This window comes from Youhaiella tibetensis (assembly GCF_008000755.1).
Taxonomy (GTDB): domain Bacteria; phylum Pseudomonadota; class Alphaproteobacteria; order Rhizobiales; family Devosiaceae; genus Paradevosia; species Paradevosia tibetensis.
In genome coordinates this window covers 3,981,144-4,000,063 of record NZ_CP041690.1, presented here as the reverse complement: position 1 = coordinate 4,000,063, position 18,920 = coordinate 3,981,144, and the positions used below count along the sequence as shown (strand labels likewise).

The following is an 18,920-nucleotide window of genomic DNA, read 5'->3' as shown; positions in this document are numbered from 1 at the left end:
CAATCACCGCCCCCCTGTGCATTTCCCGCGCCGGGACTCCCAACCCCCGCCCAAAATGCTAAGGAACCCTGACCCTTCCGATTCCCCGCAGGATTCCCCAGCTCACATGAACGTCTCGATCGACATGGGAAAAGCCGCCGGCGGCGCGGCGGCCATGCTTGATCTTGAGGAGCTGCTGGCGACCCGCCTCCTGGTCCAGGGCAATTCCGGCTCCGGCAAGTCCCACCTCTTGCGGCGCCTGCTCGAACAGAGCGCGCCCTGGGTGCAGCATTGCGTTGTCGACCCCGAAGGCGATTTCGTTACCCTTGCCGACAAATACGGGCACCTCGTCGTCGACGGCGCCCGCACCGAGCGCGAGCTCACCGCCATTGCCGGCCGCATCCGCCAGCACCGCGTCTCCGTGGTGCTCAATCTTGAAGGCCTCGACATGGAGCAGCAGATGCGCTGCGCCGCCGCCTTTCTCGGCGGCATGTTCGATGCCGACCGCGACTTCTGGTATCCCGTGCTCGTCGTCGTCGACGAGGCCCAGATCTTCGCCCCCGCCGCCGCCGGCGACGTCTCGGACGAAGCGCGAAAGCTCTCGCTCGGCGCCATGGCGAACCTGATGTCGCGCGGCCGCAAGCGCGGCCTTGCCGGAGTCATCGCTACCCAGCGCCTCGCAAAGCTGGCCAAGAACGTCGCCGCGGAAGCCTCCAACTTCCTCATGGGCCGCACCTTTCTCGATATCGACATGGCGCGCGCCGCCGATCTCCTCGGCATGGACCGCCGCCAGGCCGAAATGTTCCGCGACCTGCCGCGCGGCAATTTCGTCGCCTTGGGCCCGGCCCTGTCGCGAAAACCGCTGCCCATCGCCATCGGCCCGGTCGAGACTTCCGCCCGCTCCACCAGCCCGAAGCTGACCCCGCTCCCCGAAGCGCCGCAGGACGCCGCCGATCTCATCTTCTCGGCCGTCGCCGAGGAAATCCGCCAGCCGCCAGTGCGCCGCCCGGCCCCGCCTCCGCCCACGCCCACCGCCGATATCCTGACCCAGCTCGCCCGCAAGAAACCCGAGCACGAGCCTATGCCGGTGTCGCTCTTTCCCGAGATCGACGAGGCCGAGCGCGAAGCGCTGCTCGACCAGGTCATGCGCGAACTGCTCGATGATCCCGATGCCGGCTTCCGCACCGTCGCCGTGCTCTACCAGGACTTTCTGGTCCGCTGCCGCATTCGCCGTGTTCCCGGCGAGCCGCTGGCGCTTCCCGCCTTCCGCCGGCGCCTCGCCGTCGCCAAGGCCAGTGTCGATGAGGAAACCGCCTCCTCCGATACTTGGCAGCAGGCCCTCGCTCTTTCCGAGCGGCTGACCGACGACGTGCAGGGGGTCTTCCTCATCGTCGCCCAGGCCGCCGTCACCGGCGCCCCCTGCCCGCCCGACGCCACGCTTGCCCGCGTCTACGGCACGCACTCGATCGGGCGCGCCCGGCGCCTCCTCACCTATTTCGAGGAACGCGGCCTCGTTGTGGTGCGCACCGATTTCCACGGCCAGCGTATCGTGGCCTTCCCCGATATCGGCGTCGAAACCGCGCCCGGCGATCCCAACGGTCCGGACCTAGAGGCCGATCAGGCCGCCGAATAGGCCGCTTCGCGGGGCTTCTTCCTTCATAAGCCGTTTATCGATCTGGCTTTTTCGTGGCGTCAGCCGGGTTTCGTGCGCCGGTTTCGTTTCTGTCGACAAACAGAATACAAAGGACTAATCTGCGGGCAGACGCCAAGACCGACAAGGACATCATGAACACGAGCATCTTTACGGGCGTGATCCCGGCCCTGATGACACCCTGCAAAGCCGACCGCACGCCCGACTATGACGAGCTGGTCCGCAAGGCCAAGGAACTGATCGAAATCGGCATGTCGGGCGTCGTCTATTGCGGCTCGATGGGCGATTGGCCGCTGCTGACGGATGCGCAGCGCCAGGAAGGCGTCGAGCGCCTGGTCAAGGCCGGCATTCCCGTCATCGTGGGCACAGGCGCCGTCAACACGGCTTCGGCGGTGTCCCATGCCGCCCATGCCCAGAAGGTCGGCGCCGCCGGCCTCATGGTCATTCCCCGGGTACTCTCGCGGGGCAACCAGCCGACGGCGCAGCGGCATCATTTCGAGGCCATCCTCTCGGCCGCGTCGGACACGCCGGCGGTCATCTACAACAGCCCGCATTACGGCTTCGAAACCCGCGCCGAACTCTTCTTCGCCCTGCGCGCCAAGCACAGGAACCTCGTCGGCTTCAAGGAATTCGGAGGTCCGGAGGCCATGACTTACGTGGCCGAGCACATCACCAGCGCCGACCCCGAGGTCGTGATGATGGCCGGTGTCGATACCGGCGTCTATCATGGCTACGTCAAGGCCGGCGCCGCGGGCACCATCACCGGCATCGGCAATGCCCTGCCGCGCCAGGTGCTGCACCTTGTGGCCCTGGCCAAGGCCGCGGCCGCCGGCGATCTCGAGGCGCGTTCGCGCGCGCTCGAACTGAGCGAAGCGTTCGAGGTGCTGTCGTCCTGGGACGAGGGCACCGACCTGGTGCTCTACTACAAGTACCTGCTCGAGCTGCAGGGGCAGGCAGCTTACAAGCTCCATTTCAACGCGACCGACGAACTCTCCCCGAGCCAGCGGGCCTGGGCCAAGAGCCAGTACGAGCAGTTCGTCGCCTGGTATGCCGAATGGAGCAAGCTTCCCGGCGCCGTCCAGAAGTATCGCGCCTAGTTTCGAGGGGGAGCCGCAAGGCTCCCCTTTCTAGACCCGATAGATGCGCTCGGCATTGCGATGGAGGAGCTTGGCCTTCTCGTCGTCGCTGGCGCCCGAGAGGATCTGGTGGGTCGCTTCCACCCAACGGGTGAGATTGGCCGTGAGCGTGCAGACCGGATGGTCCGAGCCCCAGACGACGCGGTCCCAGCCGAAGCTTTCGATGACGTGCTCGGCGAAGGGGCGCAGGTCGTCGACCGTCCAATCGGGCTTGGCATAGGCCACGATGCCCGAGATCTTCGCGTTGACGTTCGGACGACTGGCCAGTTCCCTGATATATTGCCGCCAGGGATCGAGCTCCATCGCGGCGACCTTGGGCACGCCGCAATGGTCGAGCACGAAGTGTACCTCGGGGGCCTTGTCGGCAAGGTCGGCGCCGATGGGCAGCTGGTCGGCGCGCAGGCAGAGATCGAAGCTGAGGTGATAGGGCGCGAGACGCCTCAGGTTCTCGGCGAAGAGCGGGGTCTGGGACAGCTCGTTGGGAGATTCGTGGAGGATGCGGCGGACGCCCCGCACCTTGGGGTTACGCACCAGCAGGTCCAGGTACTCGGCAAATCCCTCGTGCTCCGGGCGCCCCGAGGCGACGGCGCCGATGACGCGGGGATGCACCTGGGTGACGAAGGCGGTCTCTCCGGCGATGTCGGGTTCGGCGACGTCCACTTCCATGTGGATGGCCGATTCGATGCCAAGCTTTTCGGCTTCTGCGAAGTAGCTTTCGGCCGTCCATTGCCGGTTGAGGGGTTCGGCGTTGGCCAGCCAGGGGTAGGAGAACCGATCCTGGTAAACCAGGTGCAGGTGCGTATCGAGTATGCGCATGGTCAATCCCTCGGGGCCGCGATCGGCCGTTTCGAAATCTCTTCGCCCGCCGCGATCAGCAGGTCGAGAACCGCCCGCTGGTCGGGCGCATCCCTCTTGTCGAGCCGGCTGGTGAACGGGCTGGTCAGAACCGCGAGGATCGTGCCGACCGGGCCGAGGATGGGGACGGTGAGGTTGGTGACGCTCGCGACCTGCAGGCTCGCCATGGTCTCAAAGCCCTGCTCGCGCACCTTGGCGAGGCGCGTCGCGAAATCGGCGGGCAGTTCATCGGCGCCCGCAACGTCTTCGAGCATGATCCGGCGCTCCTCGGGCGAGGCGAAGGCCAGGAAGACATGGCCGGAGCCGGTATTGACCATGGAAATGCGCGAGCCGACGCGGATCGAGACGTTCCAGTAGCCGGGGCTGTCTACCTGCGCCACCACCACGAGGATGTTGCGATCCTGGATGACCAGGTGGCAGGCCTGCTGCGCCTCGCGCGCGAACCGGCGCATGATCGGCAAAGCCTGGCTGACGAGCCGGGAAACCGGGGGGCTGGCATGGGCCAGCTCGAAGAGCTTGAGCGTCAGCTCGTAGCGGTCCCCGGGCGTGCGCCGCACGTAGTCGCGCCGAACCAGACGATCGAGCATGCGGTAGATTTCGTTGGGAGAGCGCTCGAGCGACTTGGCGATCTCCGCCTGGCTCAGGCCCTCCTCGGTGCCCGAGAGCAGCTCGAGGATATCGAGCCCCTTGTCGAGCGCCGGAGCGCGGTAGCGATCGCTTTCCTCGGTGTCCACGTGCGAGCGTCCTTACTGATTGCGGCGCGATGCTAGCTGTTGACGGCGGCGCGTCAACCTGCTTACTTACGAATAGACTTTTCATATATGCATAATCAAGCCTCGGGTGGAGGCGATATGCAGAGAGGTCTCAGGAGGAGAAAGTTATGTCATCGAAACTGATGAAAACCGCGCTCATGGCGTCGGTTGCGTTCGCGAGCCTGACCGGCATCGCCGCAGCGCAGGACTTCGATTACGGCAAATTCGACGGGTACACCCTCAAGGTGAAGCTGATCGGCGGTACCCAGTACGAAAAGCTCTATACCCGCATTCCGGAATGGGAAAAGCTCACCGGCGCCAAGGTCGAGATCGTTTCGTCCAAGAACCATTTCGATCTCGACCGCGAGATCAAGCAGGACATCGCCTCGGGCACCATCAACTGGTGCGTGGGCTCGAACCACACCTCGTTCGCCCCCCAATATGGCGATCTCTACATTGACCTGAAGGACTACATTCCCGAGAGCGAGCTGGCCAAGTACGTGCCGGGTACCCTCAAGTCCTCCGAAGTCGACGGGCGCCTGGTGCAGCTGCCGCGCGTCACCGACGTTTCCAACATCTACTATCGCAAGTCGCTCTACGCCGATCCTGCCAGGCAGGCGGCCTACAAGGAAAAGTTCGGCAAGGACCTGGTTCCCCCCGAGACCTTCGAGGACTTCAAGAACCAGATCATCTTCTTCGCCGATCCGCCGAACCTTTACGGCACTGCCTTTGCCGGTAAGGACGAAGGCATGTCCGGCCGCTTCATGGAAATCCTGCGCGCCAATGGCGGGGATATCTTCGACGAGAACAACAAGCCGATCTTCAACTCGGAAGCCGGCGTTGCCGCCGTCCAGTGGTTCAAGGACATCTATGACGCCAAGGCGGTTCCCGCCGGCACCGTCAACTACACCTGGGACGACATCGGCCAGGCCATGGCTGCCGGCCAGCTGGCGGTCGACCTCGACTGGCCGGGTTTCGCCGGTTTCTATTCGGACCCGGCTTCGTCCAAGATCGCCGACGATCTCGGCTTCGCCGTGGCGCCGGTCGGTACTTCCGGCCATCGCGGCGGCTGGTCCGGCTCGCACTCCTTCTCGGTGACGCAGCAGTGCGACAACAAGGAAGCGGCGGTGTCCCTGGCGGTGTTCCTCACCAATGACGAAAGCGAGATGATGGAAGCGGAAGCCGGGAACCTCCCGACCCGCACCAAGACGTTCGACGAAGTGGTCGAGTGGTTCAAGGCCAACAATAAGCCGGCCCTCGCCCAGATGTTCCCCATCTGGCAGAAGTCGCTCGATGAAGCCCGCACCCCGCCGCTGATTCCGCAGTGGATCGAAGTCTCCAACGTGATCTGGCCGAACGTCCAGGCCGCCATCATTGGCGAAAAGACCCCGCAGCAGGCCCTTGATGATGCCGCCGCCCAGGCGACGACCATCATGCAGGACGCCGGATTGCTGCAGTAAGCGATGTGAGGAGCCGCCTGTCCTGTGCGGGCGGCTCACCCCTCCCGGCCTCCCCCGCAAGGGGGGGCGAGTTGTGGCTCGATTCCCGCTGCCTCTTCTCCCTCCCCCTTGCGGGGGAGGGCCGGGGGGTTCTTCCATCAAGTTTAGAGAACGCGCATGCGCTTCTTCCGATCGCCCCGGGCGATACCCTATCTTCTGTTGCTCCCGGCGATCGTGGTGATCCTGGCCGTGGTGCTGGTGCCGCTCCTCGTTTCGTTCTGGACGAGCTTTACGGCCTATAACCTCACCAAGCCGGCGACGCTGTTTCAGTTCGTGGGGCTGCGCAACTACCAGCGCCTGATGGTCAATCCCGAGTTTTGGTGGGCGTTCGGACGCACGCTGCTGTTCGTCACCATCGCGCTCAATGTCGAGATGATCCTCGGGCTCGGGTTGGCGCTGCTCATCAACAAGATCACCTGGGGCCAGCGCACGCTGCGCACCATCATGATGTTCCCGATGATGTTCTCGCCCATCCTCGTGGGCTTCCAGTTCAAGTACATCTTCAACGACTCGGTGGGGCTCGTGAACAACGCGCTCTTCGACCTCGGGCTCATCAAGGAGCCGATCCCCTGGCTCGTCGACGGCACGCTCGCCAATTTCTCCATCCTTTTCGCCGAGATCTGGATGTCGACCTCGGTGTTCGCGATCCTGTTGCTGGCGGGGCTGATGGCCCTGCCCAAGGAGCCGATCGAGGCGGCAAAGGTGGATGGGTGCAATCCCGTCCAGGTCTTCCGGCACATCACGCTGCCGTTCCTGATGCCCTTCGTCTATATCGCCATGACCATCCGCTCGCTCGACATCGCCCGCGCTTATGACATGGTGCGCATCATGACCAATGGCGGGCCGGCCGGGCGCACCGAGCTCCTGTGGACGCTCATGACCCGCACCGGCTACCAGAACAGCCAGATGGGCATGGCCAACGCCATGGGCTACATCTCGATCCTGCTCTCGATCGTCTTCACCTTCTATTTCTACCGCAAGCTGGTGGCTGCGCGGACCTTCATGGGAGGCGCGCAATGAGCCGGCAGAGAACAATCGAAAAGCCGTGGCAGCGCTGGCTGATCCGACTGGGCGTGTTGGTGGCCATGGTGATCTTGTGCGTGCCCGGCGTCTGGGTCGTGCTCACCGCCTTCCGCCCCAATATCGAAATCCTGGCGCGACCGGCGGTGTGGATCCCCAAGGAGCTTACGCTCAACAACTTCAAGGGTATCTTCGGCCTCCTCGATACACAGCAGGGGCTGCCGGTCGCCCAGTACTTCATCAACTCGATCGTCATCTCGGTGACCTCGACGGTGGTGGCCATCGTCATCGGCATGGCGGGCGGCTACGCCTTTGCGCGCTACAGGTTCAAGGGCAAGGGGGCGCTGTTCCTCGCCTTCATGCTGTCGCGCACCGTGCCGGGCGTGGCGCTCTCGCTGCCGCTCTTCATCCTCTGGGCACGCGTTGGCCTCATCGATACCCCGTTCGGGCTGATCCTCGTCTACATGGCGGTCAACATCCCCTTCACCATCTGGCTCACGGACGGCTTCTTCCGGCAGATCCCGGTCGATCTTTCCGAAGCTGCCCAGATCGATGGCTGCACGCGCTGGCAGGCGTTCTGGAAGGTCGAGTTCCCGCTCGCCCGTTCGGGCCTCGCCTCGGCGGCGATCTTCGCCTTCCTCACCTCGTGGAACGAATATGCGCTGGCCAGCCAGCTCACCCGCACCACGGCGAGCAAGACCATGCCGGTGGGCCTGATGGATTTCACCGCCCAATTCACGGTGGACTGGACCGGCATGAGCGCCATGGCCGTGCTCATTATCATCCCGGCTCTCGTCCTCACTTTCATCGTCCAGAAACATCTGATCGCCGGCCTGACGTTCGGCGGCGTAAAGGGTTAGTCCAATGGCGGAAGTTCGCCTCCAAAAGGTCGTCAAGCGCTACGGGAACCTCGAGATCGTGCATGGCATCGATCTCGACATCGCCCACAACGAGTTCGTGGTCCTGGTCGGCCCCTCGGGCTGCGGCAAGTCGACGACGCTGCGCATGGTGGCCGGGCTCGAGGAAATCTCGGGCGGCACCATCTCGATCGGGGACCGCGTGGTCAACGACCTGCCGCCGCGCTCGCGCAACATCTCGATGGTGTTCCAGTCCTACGCGCTCTACCCGCACATGACGGTCAAGGAGAATCTCGGCTTCGGGCTCAAGATCGCCAAGGCCCCGGAAGCCGAGATCGAAAAGCGGGTGGCCGAGGCCGCCGAGATCCTGGGGCTCGGTCCCTATCTCGACCGCCTGCCGGCCAATCTTTCGGGCGGCCAGCGCCAGCGCGTGGCCATGGGCCGCGCCATCGTGCGCAACCCGGACGTCTTTCTCTTTGACGAACCGCTCTCGAACCTCGACGCCAAGCTGCGCGGCCAGATGCGGGTGGAAATCAAGAAGCTCCACCAGCGCGTCAAGACCACGGTCATCTACGTGACCCACGACCAGGTCGAGGCGATGACGCTGGCCGACCGCATCGTCATCATGCGAGACGGCAATGTCGAGCAGGTGGGCACGCCCTCCGAAGTTTTCGAGAAGCCGGTCAACACGTTCGTGGCCGGCTTCATCGGCTCCCCGCCGATGAACCAGCTTGATGCGGTGGTCGCCGATGGCGGCGCCAGGCTGGGCGACGGCACGGTCGTGCCGCTGCCGGAGGGCCTCGCCGTCACGGCCGGCCAGGAAGTCGTCGTCGGCTTCCGCCCCGAAAGCTTTGCGCCCAAGGGCCATGCGCTCCACGACGAATCGCGCACGGTAAATCTCCGCCGCCCGGTGCTGATCGCCGAGCCGCTGGGCACCGAGACCATCCTCTTCACCGAGCTCGGGGGCAAGGAAGTCCAGGGCAAGATGCTCAATCCGCGCCATGTGGCTTCGGGCGAGGTGCTGGATTTCACCCTCGATCTCACGCGGCTGCATGTCTTCGATAAGGCGTCGGGAAAGAGCCTGAGGGCGTGATGGCAGCTTTCGCGAAACTGGCACCCCCCTCCCTGTCCCACCCCCGCAAGGGGGTGAGCCGCAAGCTCCGCGCGGTTTGCCCACCCCCACCCTTGATCCCTCCCCACAAGGGGGAGGGAGGCTCCGGGGGAGAATCGCGCCAGCAGGTTTCCCTCCCCTTGGTGGGGAGGGAACAAGGGTGGGGGGACAACCACACCCTCGGAGCCCGCCATGGCTAAGATCACCCGCGTCGAACTGCTGATGGTCGACCTGAAACCGAAGGTGAAGCGGGTCGACGCTATCCAGTCCTTCGTCTCCCAGGAGACGCCGATGGTGCGCATCACCGATGCCGATGGCGCGGTGGGCGTGGGCTACAGCTACACCATCGGCACCGGCGGCATGTCGGTGATGAAGCTTTTGGAACTGACCCTGGCGCCTGCCATCATCGGCCGGGACGCCTACGACATCGAAAAGATTTGGCGCGATCTGCTGTTCCTGACCCATGCCACGACCGTGGGGGCGATTACCGCCATCGCCATGGCGGCCATCGATACGGCGCTCTGGGACCTCAAGGCCAAAAAACTCGGGCTGCCGCTGCATATCCTGGCCGGCGGGGCGCAGAAGGAAATTCCGCTCTACACCACCGAAGGCGGCTGGCTGCATCTCGAGCAATCGGCCCTGGTGGAAGACGCGCTGCGCGCCAAGGCCGATGGCTTTGCCGGCGCCAAGCTCAAGGTCGGCCGGCCCATCCACGAGGACGTCAGGCGCATCGCCGCTGTCCGCGAGGCTGTCGGCCCCGGCTTCGAGATCTTTACCGACGCCAACCAGGCCTTTGCCGTGGACGAGGCCATCCGCCGGGCGCGGGCCTATGAGCCGCTCGATATCGGCTGGCTGGAAGAGCCGCTGCCGGCCGACGACATCGAGGGCCACAAGCGGCTGGTCGAGCATACGAGCCTGCCCATCGCGGTAGGCGAGAGCCTCTACTCGCACCTGCATTTCCGCGAATATCTCGAACGCCATGCCTGCTCGATCGTGCAGGTGGACGTCGGCCGCATCGGGGGCATCACGCCCTGGCTCAAGGTCGCGCACATGGCCGAGTGTTTCAATATCGCCGTCTGCCCGCATTTCCTGATGGAACTGCACGTTTCGCTCTGCGCCGCCGTGCCGAATGCCCGCTGGGTGGAATACATTCCGCAACTCGACGACTTGACCTCCGCGCGAATGACCATTCGAGATGGCAAGGCGATACCCAGCGACGCGCCGGGCCTCGGCATCGCCTGGGATTTCGAGGCGATCGACAGGCTCGCCGTCGAAGGGTCGCGGGTTTCTATTTCTTAAGGGGCGGGAGCTTCAGCATGGCCGATCTCAACGGCAAAATCGTCTTAATCACCGCGGCGGCGCAGGGCATCGGCCGCGCCTCCGTCGAGGCTTTCGTCAGGGCCGGCGCCAGGGTCGTCGCCACCGACATCAATGCGGACAAGCTCAAGGAGCTCGATGGGCTCGCCGGCGTCACCACGCGCGTGCTCAACGTGCTCGATGCCGAGGCCGTCACTGCCGCCGTCGCCGAGATCGGCCGCATCGACGTGCTCTTCAACTGCGCCGGCGTCGTCCATAACGGCACCGTGCTCGAAATGAGCGAGAAGGACCTCGAATTCGCCTTCGACCTCAATGTCTGGGCGCAGGTGCGTACCATCAAGGCCATCCTGCCCGGCATGCTCGAACGCGGCGACGGCGCGATCGTCAACATGGCGACGGTGGCCTCCTCGGTGAAGGGCGTGCCGAACCGGGCCGCCTATTCGATCTCCAAGGCCGCCGTCATCGGCCTCACCAAGTCGGTGGCCGCCGATTACGTGACCAGGGGCATCCGCTGCAATGCCATCGCCCCGGGCACCGTCGACAGCCCCTCGCTCCACGAGCGCTGGAAGGCGACCGGCGATTTCGAAGCCGCCCGCGCCGCCTTCATCGCGCGCCAGCCCATCGGGCGCATCGGCAAGCCCGAGGAAGTGGCGGACCTGGCCGTCTACCTCGCCGGCGCCACCTACACGACCGGTCAGGTCCACGTCATCGACGGCGGCTGGACCGGCTGATTGCTTTTCGTTTGCGGAACCTCGTTCGATGACCAAGATTACCGGCCTCAAGACCTTTGACCTGCGCTTTCCGACCTCCCAGTCGCTGGACGGGTCGGACGCCATGAACCCCGACCCCGATTATTCGGCGGCCTATGTGGTGCTCGACACCGACGGTCCGCACGAGGGGCACGGGCTGACCTTCACCATCGGGCGCGGCAACGAAGTGGTGTGCGCGGCCATCAGGGCGCTCGAGGGCCGGGTGACAGGGCTCGACCTCGACTGGATCGCCGAAAACCCGGGCCGCTTCTGGCGGCATGTGACCGGCGACAGCCAGCTGCGCTGGATCGGCCCGGACAAGGGCGCGATGCACCTGGCCACCGGCGCCGTGGTCAACGCGGTCTGGGATCTGCTCGCCAAGGATGCGGGCAAGCCCGTCTGGCAATTCGTCGCCGACATGACGCCCGAGCAATTGGTCTCGATCGTCGACTTCCGCTACCTCACCGATGCCATCACCCCCGAGGAGGCCCTCGAAATCTTCCGCAAGGCGGAAACCGGCAAGGCCGAGCGCATCGAAAGGCTCAAGGCCGAGGGCTATCCCTGCTACACCACCTCGGCGGGCTGGCTGGGCTATTCGAACGAGAAGCTGACGCGCCTCGCCACCGAGGCGGTGGACGCCGGGTTCAACCACATCAAGATGAAGGTCGGGCGCGACCTCGACGACGACATCCGCAGGCTCGAAATCGTGCGCTCCATCATGGGGCCGGACCGCTACCTGATGATCGACGCCAACCAGGTGTGGGAAGTCGACCAGGCCATCGACTGGGTGCGCGAACTCAAGCGCTTCAACCCCTATTTCATCGAGGAGCCGACCAGCCCCGACGATATCGAGGGCCATCGCAAGATCCGCCAATCCATCGCCCCTGTACGGGTGGCGACCGGCGAAATGTGCCAGAACCGCATCATCTTCAAGCAGTTCATCACCCGTGGCGCCATCGACATCGTCCAGATCGACGCCTGCCGCATCGGGGGGCTCAACGAAGTGCTCTCGGTGCTGCTGATGGCGGCCAAGTACAAGCTCCCGGTCTGGCCGCATGCGGGCGGCGTCGGCCTTTGCGAATACGTCCAGCACCTCTCGATGATCGATTATCTGGTCGTTTCGGGGACCAAAGAGGGGCGTGTGATCGAGTTCGTGGACCATCTCCACGAGCACTTCATCGAACCCTGCGACATCCGCAACGCCGCCTATATGCCGCCCAAGCTGCCGGGCTTCTCCATCCAGATGAAGCCCGAATCGATCATCGAGCACGTCTTCGAAGGGTAAGCGGGCGCATCTCCAGCCTCACTTCCCCGGCGTTGTCGGGAAAGCGAGGCGGAGTTCGCTAGCTTTCCGAAATCCGCATCTCCCGCACTTTCGCGTCATCGAGCGTGAAGGTGAATTTGCTCGTTCCCGAAAAGAAGCTGCTCTGCCAGTCCGTCATCACTTCCACCCTTTGGGGTGACACGGACAGCACCTTGGTGATGGTCAGCGTTCCCTTGGCTCCGATCAGCTCCTTGTCGCTCCAGCCGAGGATGGCGGCGTGGCCGGAAAAGCGCCGGCCCCAGTCTTCGACGACCCCATCCTCCGGGAAGAAGGCGAGAAAGGCGTCGGTGTCGCCGCGGTTTATGGCCTGGCGAAGGCTTTCGATCGCTGTGGGCAGGGTTGGTTCAGCCATGTTTTGCACCTAATTGCCGGTAGAGTGACGCATGGACGATTGGCGGGAAGTCGATGCGACACAAGCCAAATTTGTTCGATGCCTTTGGCGCTATCGCTTGCGCGGCAGCCGCCGAATCCTCATTTTCGTTTTCTTGACCACACACGGCGCCCGGGCGGGCGCCGCCGGAGACCTGTTGAATGCCCCATGATACGCCCCTGATCACCACGATCGTCGTTGCGTTCGTCCTGGCGTTCATCTTCGGCTCGATTGCCAACCGGCTGCGGTTACCGCCCCTCATCGGATATCTGTTTGCCGGTATCCTGGTCGGGCCGTCCTCGCCGGGCTTCGTGGCCGATATCTCCATCGCCAACCAGTTGGCCGAGATCGGCGTGATCCTGCTGATGTTCGGCGTGGGGCTGCACTTTTCGCTCAAGGACCTGATGACGGTCAAAACCCTAGCCATCCCCGGGGCCCTGGTTCAGATCGCCTTCGCGACCCTCCTGGGCGTGGGTCTCGCCCTCTTACTGGGCTGGGGCGTCGGCGCCGGCATCGTGCTGGGCCTGGCGCTGTCGGTCGCCTCGACGGTCGTGCTGCTCAAGACCATGCAGGATCGCCGCCTCATCGACACCGAGCGCGGCAAGCTGGCCATTGGCTGGCTGATCGTGGAAGACCTGGCGATGATCCTCGCCCTGGTGCTCATCCCGGCGCTGGCCCCGATCCTGGGCGGCGATACCGCGCCGGTGCCGCACGATTCCTTCGTTTCGCTGGCCGAACGGCTGACCGGCGCCGATATCGGGGTGGTCGGCATCATCGCGATCACCATCATCAAGGTGGCCGCGTTCGTCGGTTTCATGCTGGTGGTGGGGCGGCGCGTCATTCCCTGGATGCTCCATGCCGTCGCCCATACCGGCAATCGCGAACTCTTCCGGCTCGCCGTTCTCGCCATCGCGCTCGGCGTGGCGCTCGGCGCTGCCTACCTCTTCGGGGTTTCCCTGGCGCTGGGCGCGTTCTTTGCCGGCATGATCCTTTCGGAAAGCGAATTGTCCCAGCGCGCCGCCAACGAGACTTTGCCGCTGCGTGACGCGTTCGCGGTGCTGTTCTTCGTTTCGGTCGGCATGCTCGTCGATCCGATGGTCATCATCGAGAATCCCCTCCCGGTGCTGGGGGCGCTCTTCATCATCCTCATCGGCAAGTCGGTAGCGGCGTTCCTGATCGTGCTGGCGTTCCGCCGGCCGGTTTCGACGGCCCTCACCATCTCGGCGAGCCTCGCCCAGATCGGCGAATTTTCGTTCATCCTCGCCGCAATGGGCGTGTCTCTGCACATCCTGCCCGAGGAGGGGCGGGACCTGATCCTGGCCGGCGCCATGATCTCGATCATTCTCAATCCGCTGATGTTCTTCATCGCCGATCGTCTGCGCCCACGGCTCGAGGCCCGCGCCGCTTTGCGCCGTGGCGAGCCGGCAGGCGTTGAACCGGTCGTGTCGGCACCGGTCGAGCCTTCGCTCGAGCCCACGACGGAAGCAAGCGCGAGCGTTGCCGCCGAAGAGCCCGTCATCGCACCGGAGCCTGACGACGTGCCGACGCCCACCACGCTTTCCGGCCATACAATACTGGTCGGTTTCGGTCGGGTCGGGTCGGTGATCGGGGAGGGCCTCAAGGCCGACGGGGAACCATTCCTCGTCATCGAGGATTCCGATAGCAGGATTGCGGAAGCCCGTGCCCTGGCCATCGAAGTCGTTGTGGGCAACGCCGCCAGTCCTGAAGTGCTGGCGCTCGCCAATGTGGAGGGCGCGCGGCGCCTTGTCATTGCGATGCGCAACTCCTTCGAGGCCGGGCAGGCGGTCGAGCAATGCCGCAAACTCAATGCGGGGATCGACATAGTGGTGAGAGCGCATTCGCACGAGGAACAGGAGTATCTGACGCGAATGGGTGCCAACACGGTAATGATGGGCGAACGCGAGATCGGCTTGGGCATGCTGGCTTTCCTCGAGGGCAAGCGTCCCGAGGAAGCCGGCCCGGTCACGCCCGAGGAGCCCGAGACGAGCGGGCCCAAGCTGGCTCCGGTGGAAAATTTCCTGACCAAGGCCATCGAACCCACGCTGGCCGGTGCCGCCGTGGCCGCGCCGGCCGCGATTGCGGTGACCGAGGAAACCCTGGTCGACCTGCCAGCCCAATCGGTCGAGCCCGAACCGGTCGCGGCCGAGCCGTCGGTCGGTGAGGTGCTCGCGGTTGAGCCTGCGCTCGAAGAGGCGGCTTCGCCTTCTTCGCAGGAACCCGTAATCGTCGCACCGAGCCCTCAAGAACCCGAGAGTGACGTGCCCGAGGTGATTATCCTGGGTCCGCCGGGCGACCCGGCCGAGCCAGTGCCGCCGCCGGAAACGCCGCCTGAACCCAAGCCCGAGCCGTCTCCCGAGCCGCTGCCGGTGCCGCCGGCTCCCGAACCCGAGCCCACCCCCGAGCCGGTCCCGCCTCCGTCCCCGGAACCGACACCGGCGCCCGAACCGGTGAAGCCGCCCGAGGAAGTGCCGGTGCCCGCGCCGACCGAGATTCCGCAGCCTCCGGCAGAACTCCCCACCGTGCCGCCCGCCGAGATCGAGCCGACCCCGGTCGAGCTGCCTTCGGTCGATCCGAGCCCGCAGGAGTTGCCCGGAAACAATCCTGCTGAGATGGAGGCTCTGGAGCGCGAGGCGCAAGCCCAGGCACCCAAGACCGAGCAGGAGGAGGGCGAGCCAGAGCCCGGCGAGGAGAAGCAGGACGACGAATCCTCGCGGACACCTTGAGCGGACTGACGAATTTATTGCTGCGCCTCTCACCGGCGCGGCAATAATGTGCTTTACTCGGGTCACGGCGCCAGGCGTCGCAAGGTTCTGTTGGCGATGATTTCTCAGAAGGCAAAGTATGCGCTCAGGGCGCTGGTCGCGTTGACCAGGGCGCCTCCGGGTGCGACGCGCATGATTTCCGAGATTTCGCGCGAGCAGGCCATCCCCAAGAAATTCCTCGAGCAGATCCTGCTCGAACTCAAGCGCGCCGGCATTGTCACCAGCCAGCGCGGGCGCACGGGCGGCTATGCCCTCCTCAAGACGCCGGGCGAGGTGACCTTCGGGGAGGTGCTGCGTCTCATCGACGGGCCGATCGCGCCGCTCCCCTGCCTCTCCAAGGTGTTCTACCGCCGCTGCGAGGATTGCCGCGAAGAGGAAAGCTGCGAAGTGCGCCATGTCTTCGCCAGGGTTGCCGAGGCGACGCGCGAGGTGCTCGACCGCACGACGCTCGCCGACGCGGTCCATGTCGAGCTCGAGACGCTCTAGACCGTCTCGATCAAACCGAAACGGATTGCTCTCTAGCTTGTCCGGCGGGGTGGTGCCCGGCGGACTTTTTCTGCGCATCGAGGGTTGGCAAGGAACTTTTTCTCCTTGTCGTCGGTTCGAGGGCAGGTGTCCGGCTTGTAAAAGCCTACCTATCCAGTAGGCTTTATTCGATCTTCACCGATAGGAGCCCTGGAGGACAGATGAAGACGACCGCTCGAATTCTCGCCTATGGCGGGCTGGCAGCCGCGCTGATCATCGGGTTTGCGGTCACGGCGCGTGCCGACGACCAGACCTTGCTCAACGTTTCCTACGATCCCACCCGCGAACTCTACCAGCAGTTCAACGACGCCTTTGCGGCGCACTGGAAGGAAACGACCGGCAATTCCGTCACCATCGACAACAGTCATGGCGGCTCGGGCAAGCAGGCCCAGGCCGTCATCGATGGGCTTGAAGCCGATGTCGTGACGCTGGCGCTCGAAAGCGACATCAACGCCATCGTCGAAAAATCCGGCCTCATCAAGCCGGACTGGCGTTCTCACTTCGAGAACAATTCCACCCCCTACACCTCCACGATCGTCTTCCTCGTGCGCAAGAGTAACCCCAAGGCGATCCAGGACTGGGGCGACCTGGTCAAGGACGGGGTCGAAGTCATCACGCCCAACCCCAAGACCTCGGGTGGCGCGCGCTGGAACTACCTCGCCGCCTGGGCTTGGGCCAACGACCAGTTCTCGGGCGATGAAGCCAGGATCGAGGATTACATCAAGGCGCTCTACCAGCACGTGCCGGTGCTCGATACCGGTGCGCGCGGCTCGACGGTCACCTTTGCCCAGAAGGAACTCGGCGACGTGCTGCTTGCCTGGGAGAACGAGGCCTATCTCGTGCTCGACGAATTCGGGGCGGACAATTTCGACATCGTCATCCCGCCGCAGTCGATCAAGGCCGAGCCGCCGGTGGCCATCGTGGACGGCAATGTCGACAAGCACGGAACGCGCGAAGTGGCGCAGGCCTATCTCGAATATCTCTATTCGCCCGAGGGCCAGACCATCGCCGCCAGGAACCACTACCGGCCGTCCAAGCCCGAGCTGGTAACCGACCAGGCGCTGGTGCAAGCCTTCCCAACGATCAAGCTGGTCAGTATTGATGATCCTGTCTTTGGCGGCTGGAAGGTAGCTCAGCCCAAGCACTTCGGGGACGGTGGTATCTTTGACAAGCTCTACTCACCCGGCCAGTAACCGTGGGAACCAGCCCGCCCGGGCGGGCTGGTCCTTCGTCAAACCCAGCGTCATCCCGGGCTTCGGGCTCACCTTCGGATACACCCTTCTTTATCTTTCGATCATCGTCCTGATCCCCATAGCGGCCTTGTTCTTTAAGGCCTTTTCGCTGCCGCCCGAGCGGTTGGTGGAAATCGCCACCGACCGGCGAACCCTGGCGGCGCTCTGGGTCAGCTTCGGGTCGTCGTTCATCGCGGCGGCGATCAATGTCGTCTTCGGGGTGATCGTGGCCTGGGTGCTGGTGCGCTATCGCTTTCCGGGGCGCCGGCTGCTCGATGCCATCGTCGATCTACCTTTTGCGTTGCCCACGGCGGTGGCCGGCATTGCGCTGTCCACCCTCTATGCCCCCAAGGGGTGGGTGGGGTCGCTCTTCGCCCCAGCCGGCATCATCGGGCAGTTCTTCGCTCCCGGCAGCTGGTGGGCCAGCCAGTTCGGGGCGCTCAATATCAAGATCGCCTACACGCCGACCGGCATCACGCTCGCCCTCATCTTCATCGGCCTGCCCTTCGTGGTGCGCACCGTCCAGCCGATCCTGGAAGAATTCGAGCAGGAGCTCGAAGAGGCCGCCGCAACGCTCGGTGCAACCCGCTGGCAAACCATCACCCGGGTCATCCTGCCGCGCCTCGCGCCGGCGGTTCTCACCGGCTTCGCGCTGGCCTTCGCACGGGCGGTGGGGGAATACGGCTCGGTCATCTTCATTGCCGGCAACATCCCCTACGTCTCCGAGATCGCACCCCTTCTCATCGTCATACGCCTGGAGGAATTCGACCAGCCTGCGGCATCGACCATTGCCGTGATCATGCTGGTCATCGCCTTTGCAATGTTGCTGGCGATCAACCTCATCCAGGCCTGGAGCCGCAGGAGGTATGGCGATGGTCTATGACAGCCGTCCCGCGCCGAGCGCACCCAACGTCCATGTGAGTGCGACCACCGAGCGGGCCTCGGTGCGCATGACCCTGATCGCACTCGCCGTCGCCTTCATGCTGCTGGTGCTGGTCCTGCCGCTGGTGCTGGTGTTTTCGGAAGCCTTCCGGAAGGGGGGCGAGTTCTTCCTCAAGTCGCTGACGCAGCGCGACGCAGTGGCGGCCATACAGCTCACGCTCCTGGTTGCGGCTATCGCGGTGCCACTCAACCTCGTCTTCGGCATCGCCGCCTCCTGGGCCATCGCCAAGTTCGAGTTCAAGGGCAAGGCCTTCCTTATCACCCTGGTCGACCTGCCGTTCTCGGTGTCTCCGGTGGTCTCGGGTCTCGTCTATGTGCTGCTGTTCGGGGCGCAGGGCCTGATCGGGCCCTGGCTCAAGGCCAACGATATCGAGATCATCTTCGCCGTGCCGGGCATCGTGCTCGCCACGATCTTCGTCACCTTTCCCTTCATCGCGCGCGAGCTCATTCCGCTGATGCAGGCGCAGGGCAATGGCGACGAAGAGGCAGCGCTCTCGCTCGGGGCCAATGGCTGGCAGGCGTTCTGGCACGTCACCCTCCCCAACATCAAATGGGGCCTGCTCTATGGCGTGCTGCTGTGCAACGCCCGCGCCATGGGCGAGTTCGGGGCGGTGTCCGTGGTCTCCGGCCACATTCGCGGCAAGACCACCACCATGCCGCTCCACATCGAGATCTTGTACAACGAATACAATTTCGCCGGTGCCTTCGCGGTGGCCTCGCTGCTCGCGCTCCTGGCCCTCGTCACCCTCGTCCTCAAGACTGTCCTCGAGTTGCGCTTCGGCGACGAACTCGCCGCGACCCGGCGACACTAAAGGCAA

16 protein-coding genes and 1 pseudogene are annotated in these 18,920 nt (G+C 64.6%); 14 read left to right on the top strand and 3 right to left on the bottom strand.

The window, feature by feature from the left end; all coding sequences use genetic code 11:
- The first annotated feature begins 106 nt into the window (after window positions 1-106).
- Together FNA67_RS19585 and FNA67_RS19580 are read left to right on the top strand one after the other, a co-directional pair.
- Window positions 107-1,612, top strand: a complete 1,506-nt coding sequence (locus FNA67_RS19585; protein ID WP_147657762.1) for a helicase HerA domain-containing protein — start codon at window positions 107-109, stop codon at window positions 1,610-1,612.
- Between the two features lie 152 nt (window positions 1,613-1,764).
- Window positions 1,765-2,727, top strand: a complete 963-nt coding sequence (locus FNA67_RS19580) for a dihydrodipicolinate synthase family protein (RefSeq protein ID WP_049706766.1) — start codon at window positions 1,765-1,767, stop codon at window positions 2,725-2,727.
- Between the two features lie 30 nt (window positions 2,728-2,757).
- On the opposite strand, the gene FNA67_RS19575 is transcribed toward FNA67_RS19580, so the two are convergent.
- Both FNA67_RS19575 and FNA67_RS19570 read right to left on the bottom strand, forming a co-directional pair.
- A complete protein-coding gene (locus tag FNA67_RS19575) occupies window positions 2,758-3,582 on the bottom strand; it encodes an amidohydrolase family protein (RefSeq protein ID WP_147657760.1) in 825 nt (274 codons plus the stop codon).
- A 2-nt stretch (window positions 3,583-3,584) separates the two neighbouring features.
- Window positions 3,585-4,355 (bottom strand): IclR family transcriptional regulator, encoded by a 771-nt coding sequence (locus tag FNA67_RS19570; protein WP_049706764.1) that lies wholly within the window; start codon window positions 4,353-4,355, stop codon window positions 3,585-3,587.
- Window positions 4,356-4,501: 146 nt separating this feature from the next.
- Here FNA67_RS19570 and FNA67_RS19565 point away from each other — a divergent pair, with 146 nt between their 5' ends.
- The 7 genes from FNA67_RS19565 to FNA67_RS19535 all read left to right on the top strand — a co-directional run bounded on the left by FNA67_RS19565 (window position 4,502) and on the right by FNA67_RS19535 (window position 12,211).
- The gene (locus FNA67_RS19565) at window positions 4,502-5,833 is read left to right on the top strand and encodes an ABC transporter substrate-binding protein (RefSeq protein WP_244616403.1); all 1,332 of its coding nucleotides are present in this window, start codon (window positions 4,502-4,504) and stop codon (window positions 5,831-5,833) included.
- Window positions 5,834-5,989: 156 nt separating this feature from the next.
- Window positions 5,990-6,892, top strand: coding sequence for a carbohydrate ABC transporter permease (locus tag FNA67_RS19560; protein WP_049706763.1), 903 nt, complete (start codon window positions 5,990-5,992; stop codon window positions 6,890-6,892).
- Window positions 6,889-7,752: a carbohydrate ABC transporter permease gene (locus tag FNA67_RS19555; RefSeq protein ID WP_147657758.1), complete on the top strand. Its 864-nt coding sequence runs from the start codon at window positions 6,889-6,891 to the stop codon at window positions 7,750-7,752. The genes FNA67_RS19560 and FNA67_RS19555 overlap by 4 nt, the downstream gene beginning before the upstream one ends.
- A gap of 4 nt (window positions 7,753-7,756) precedes the next feature.
- The gene (locus tag FNA67_RS19550; RefSeq protein ID WP_147657756.1) at window positions 7,757-8,842 is read left to right on the top strand and encodes an ABC transporter ATP-binding protein; all 1,086 of its coding nucleotides are present in this window, start codon (window positions 7,757-7,759) and stop codon (window positions 8,840-8,842) included.
- Window positions 8,843-9,052: 210 nt separating this feature from the next.
- Window positions 9,053-10,159, top strand: a complete 1,107-nt coding sequence (locus FNA67_RS19545) for a mandelate racemase/muconate lactonizing enzyme family protein (RefSeq protein ID WP_147657754.1) — start codon at window positions 9,053-9,055, stop codon at window positions 10,157-10,159.
- Window positions 10,160-10,176: 17 nt separating this feature from the next.
- Window positions 10,177-10,908 carry an SDR family oxidoreductase gene (locus FNA67_RS19540; RefSeq protein WP_147657752.1) on the top strand — a complete coding sequence of 244 codons (732 nt, stop codon included), beginning with the start codon at window positions 10,177-10,179 and terminating at the stop codon, window positions 10,906-10,908.
- 28 nt (window positions 10,909-10,936) lie between these two features.
- On the top strand, window positions 10,937-12,211 hold the full coding sequence (locus FNA67_RS19535; protein ID WP_147657750.1) for an L-fuconate dehydratase: 1,275 nt from the start codon (window positions 10,937-10,939) through the stop codon (window positions 12,209-12,211).
- A gap of 58 nt (window positions 12,212-12,269) precedes the next feature.
- Here FNA67_RS19535 and FNA67_RS19530 read toward each other — a convergent pair whose 3' ends face one another.
- A complete protein-coding gene (locus FNA67_RS19530; protein WP_147657748.1) occupies window positions 12,270-12,602 on the bottom strand; it encodes a Cif family virulence factor in 333 nt (110 codons plus the stop codon).
- 179 nt (window positions 12,603-12,781) lie between these two features.
- Here FNA67_RS19530 and FNA67_RS19525 point away from each other — a divergent pair.
- The 5 genes and pseudogenes from FNA67_RS19525 to cysW form a co-directional block, all read left to right on the top strand.
- Window positions 12,782-14,671, top strand: a pseudogene (locus FNA67_RS19525) (cation:proton antiporter domain-containing protein); the annotation flags it as partial.
- Between the two features lie 789 nt (window positions 14,672-15,460).
- A complete protein-coding gene (locus FNA67_RS19515; RefSeq protein WP_049706756.1) occupies window positions 15,461-15,889 on the top strand; it encodes an RrF2 family transcriptional regulator in 429 nt (142 codons plus the stop codon).
- 200 nt (window positions 15,890-16,089) lie between these two features.
- Entirely contained in the window at window positions 16,090-17,121 is a 1,032-nt protein-coding gene (locus FNA67_RS19510; protein ID WP_147657746.1) for a sulfate ABC transporter substrate-binding protein, read from the top strand.
- Window positions 17,093-18,043 carry an ABC transporter permease gene (locus FNA67_RS19505; RefSeq protein WP_147657744.1) on the top strand — a complete coding sequence of 317 codons (951 nt, stop codon included), beginning with the start codon at window positions 17,093-17,095 and terminating at the stop codon, window positions 18,041-18,043. Before FNA67_RS19510 ends, FNA67_RS19505 begins: the two co-directional genes overlap by 29 nt.
- Window positions 18,033-18,914 carry a sulfate ABC transporter permease subunit CysW gene (gene cysW / locus FNA67_RS19500; RefSeq protein WP_147657742.1) on the top strand — a complete coding sequence of 294 codons (882 nt, stop codon included), beginning with the start codon at window positions 18,033-18,035 and terminating at the stop codon, window positions 18,912-18,914. Before FNA67_RS19505 ends, cysW begins: the two co-directional genes overlap by 11 nt.
- The last annotated feature ends 6 nt before the right edge of the window (window positions 18,915-18,920 follow it).

Coding starts and splice junctions, on each gene's coding strand:
- FNA67_RS19585 (WP_147657762.1), top strand. CDS start 107: ATGAACGTCTCGATCGACATGGGAAAAGCCGCCGGCGGCGCGGCGGCC.
- FNA67_RS19580 (WP_049706766.1), top strand. CDS start 1,765: ATGAACACGAGCATCTTTACGGGCGTGATCCCGGCCCTGATGACACCC.
- FNA67_RS19575 (WP_147657760.1), bottom strand. CDS start 3,582: ATGCGCATACTCGATACGCACCTGCACCTGGTTTACCAGGATCGGTTC.
- FNA67_RS19565 (WP_244616403.1), top strand. CDS start 4,502: ATGTCATCGAAACTGATGAAAACCGCGCTCATGGCGTCGGTTGCGTTC.
- FNA67_RS19560 (WP_049706763.1), top strand. CDS start 5,990: ATGCGCTTCTTCCGATCGCCCCGGGCGATACCCTATCTTCTGTTGCTC.
- FNA67_RS19555 (WP_147657758.1), top strand. CDS start 6,889: ATGAGCCGGCAGAGAACAATCGAAAAGCCGTGGCAGCGCTGGCTGATC.
- FNA67_RS19550 (WP_147657756.1), top strand. CDS start 7,757: ATGGCGGAAGTTCGCCTCCAAAAGGTCGTCAAGCGCTACGGGAACCTC.
- FNA67_RS19545 (WP_147657754.1), top strand. CDS start 9,053: ATGGCTAAGATCACCCGCGTCGAACTGCTGATGGTCGACCTGAAACCG.
- FNA67_RS19540 (WP_147657752.1), top strand. CDS start 10,177: ATGGCCGATCTCAACGGCAAAATCGTCTTAATCACCGCGGCGGCGCAG.
- FNA67_RS19535 (WP_147657750.1), top strand. CDS start 10,937: ATGACCAAGATTACCGGCCTCAAGACCTTTGACCTGCGCTTTCCGACC.
- FNA67_RS19530 (WP_147657748.1), bottom strand. CDS start 12,602: ATGGCTGAACCAACCCTGCCCACAGCGATCGAAAGCCTTCGCCAGGCC.
- FNA67_RS19515 (WP_049706756.1), top strand. CDS start 15,461: ATGATTTCTCAGAAGGCAAAGTATGCGCTCAGGGCGCTGGTCGCGTTG.
- FNA67_RS19510 (WP_147657746.1), top strand. CDS start 16,090: ATGAAGACGACCGCTCGAATTCTCGCCTATGGCGGGCTGGCAGCCGCG.
- cysW (WP_147657742.1), top strand. CDS start 18,033: ATGGTCTATGACAGCCGTCCCGCGCCGAGCGCACCCAACGTCCATGTG.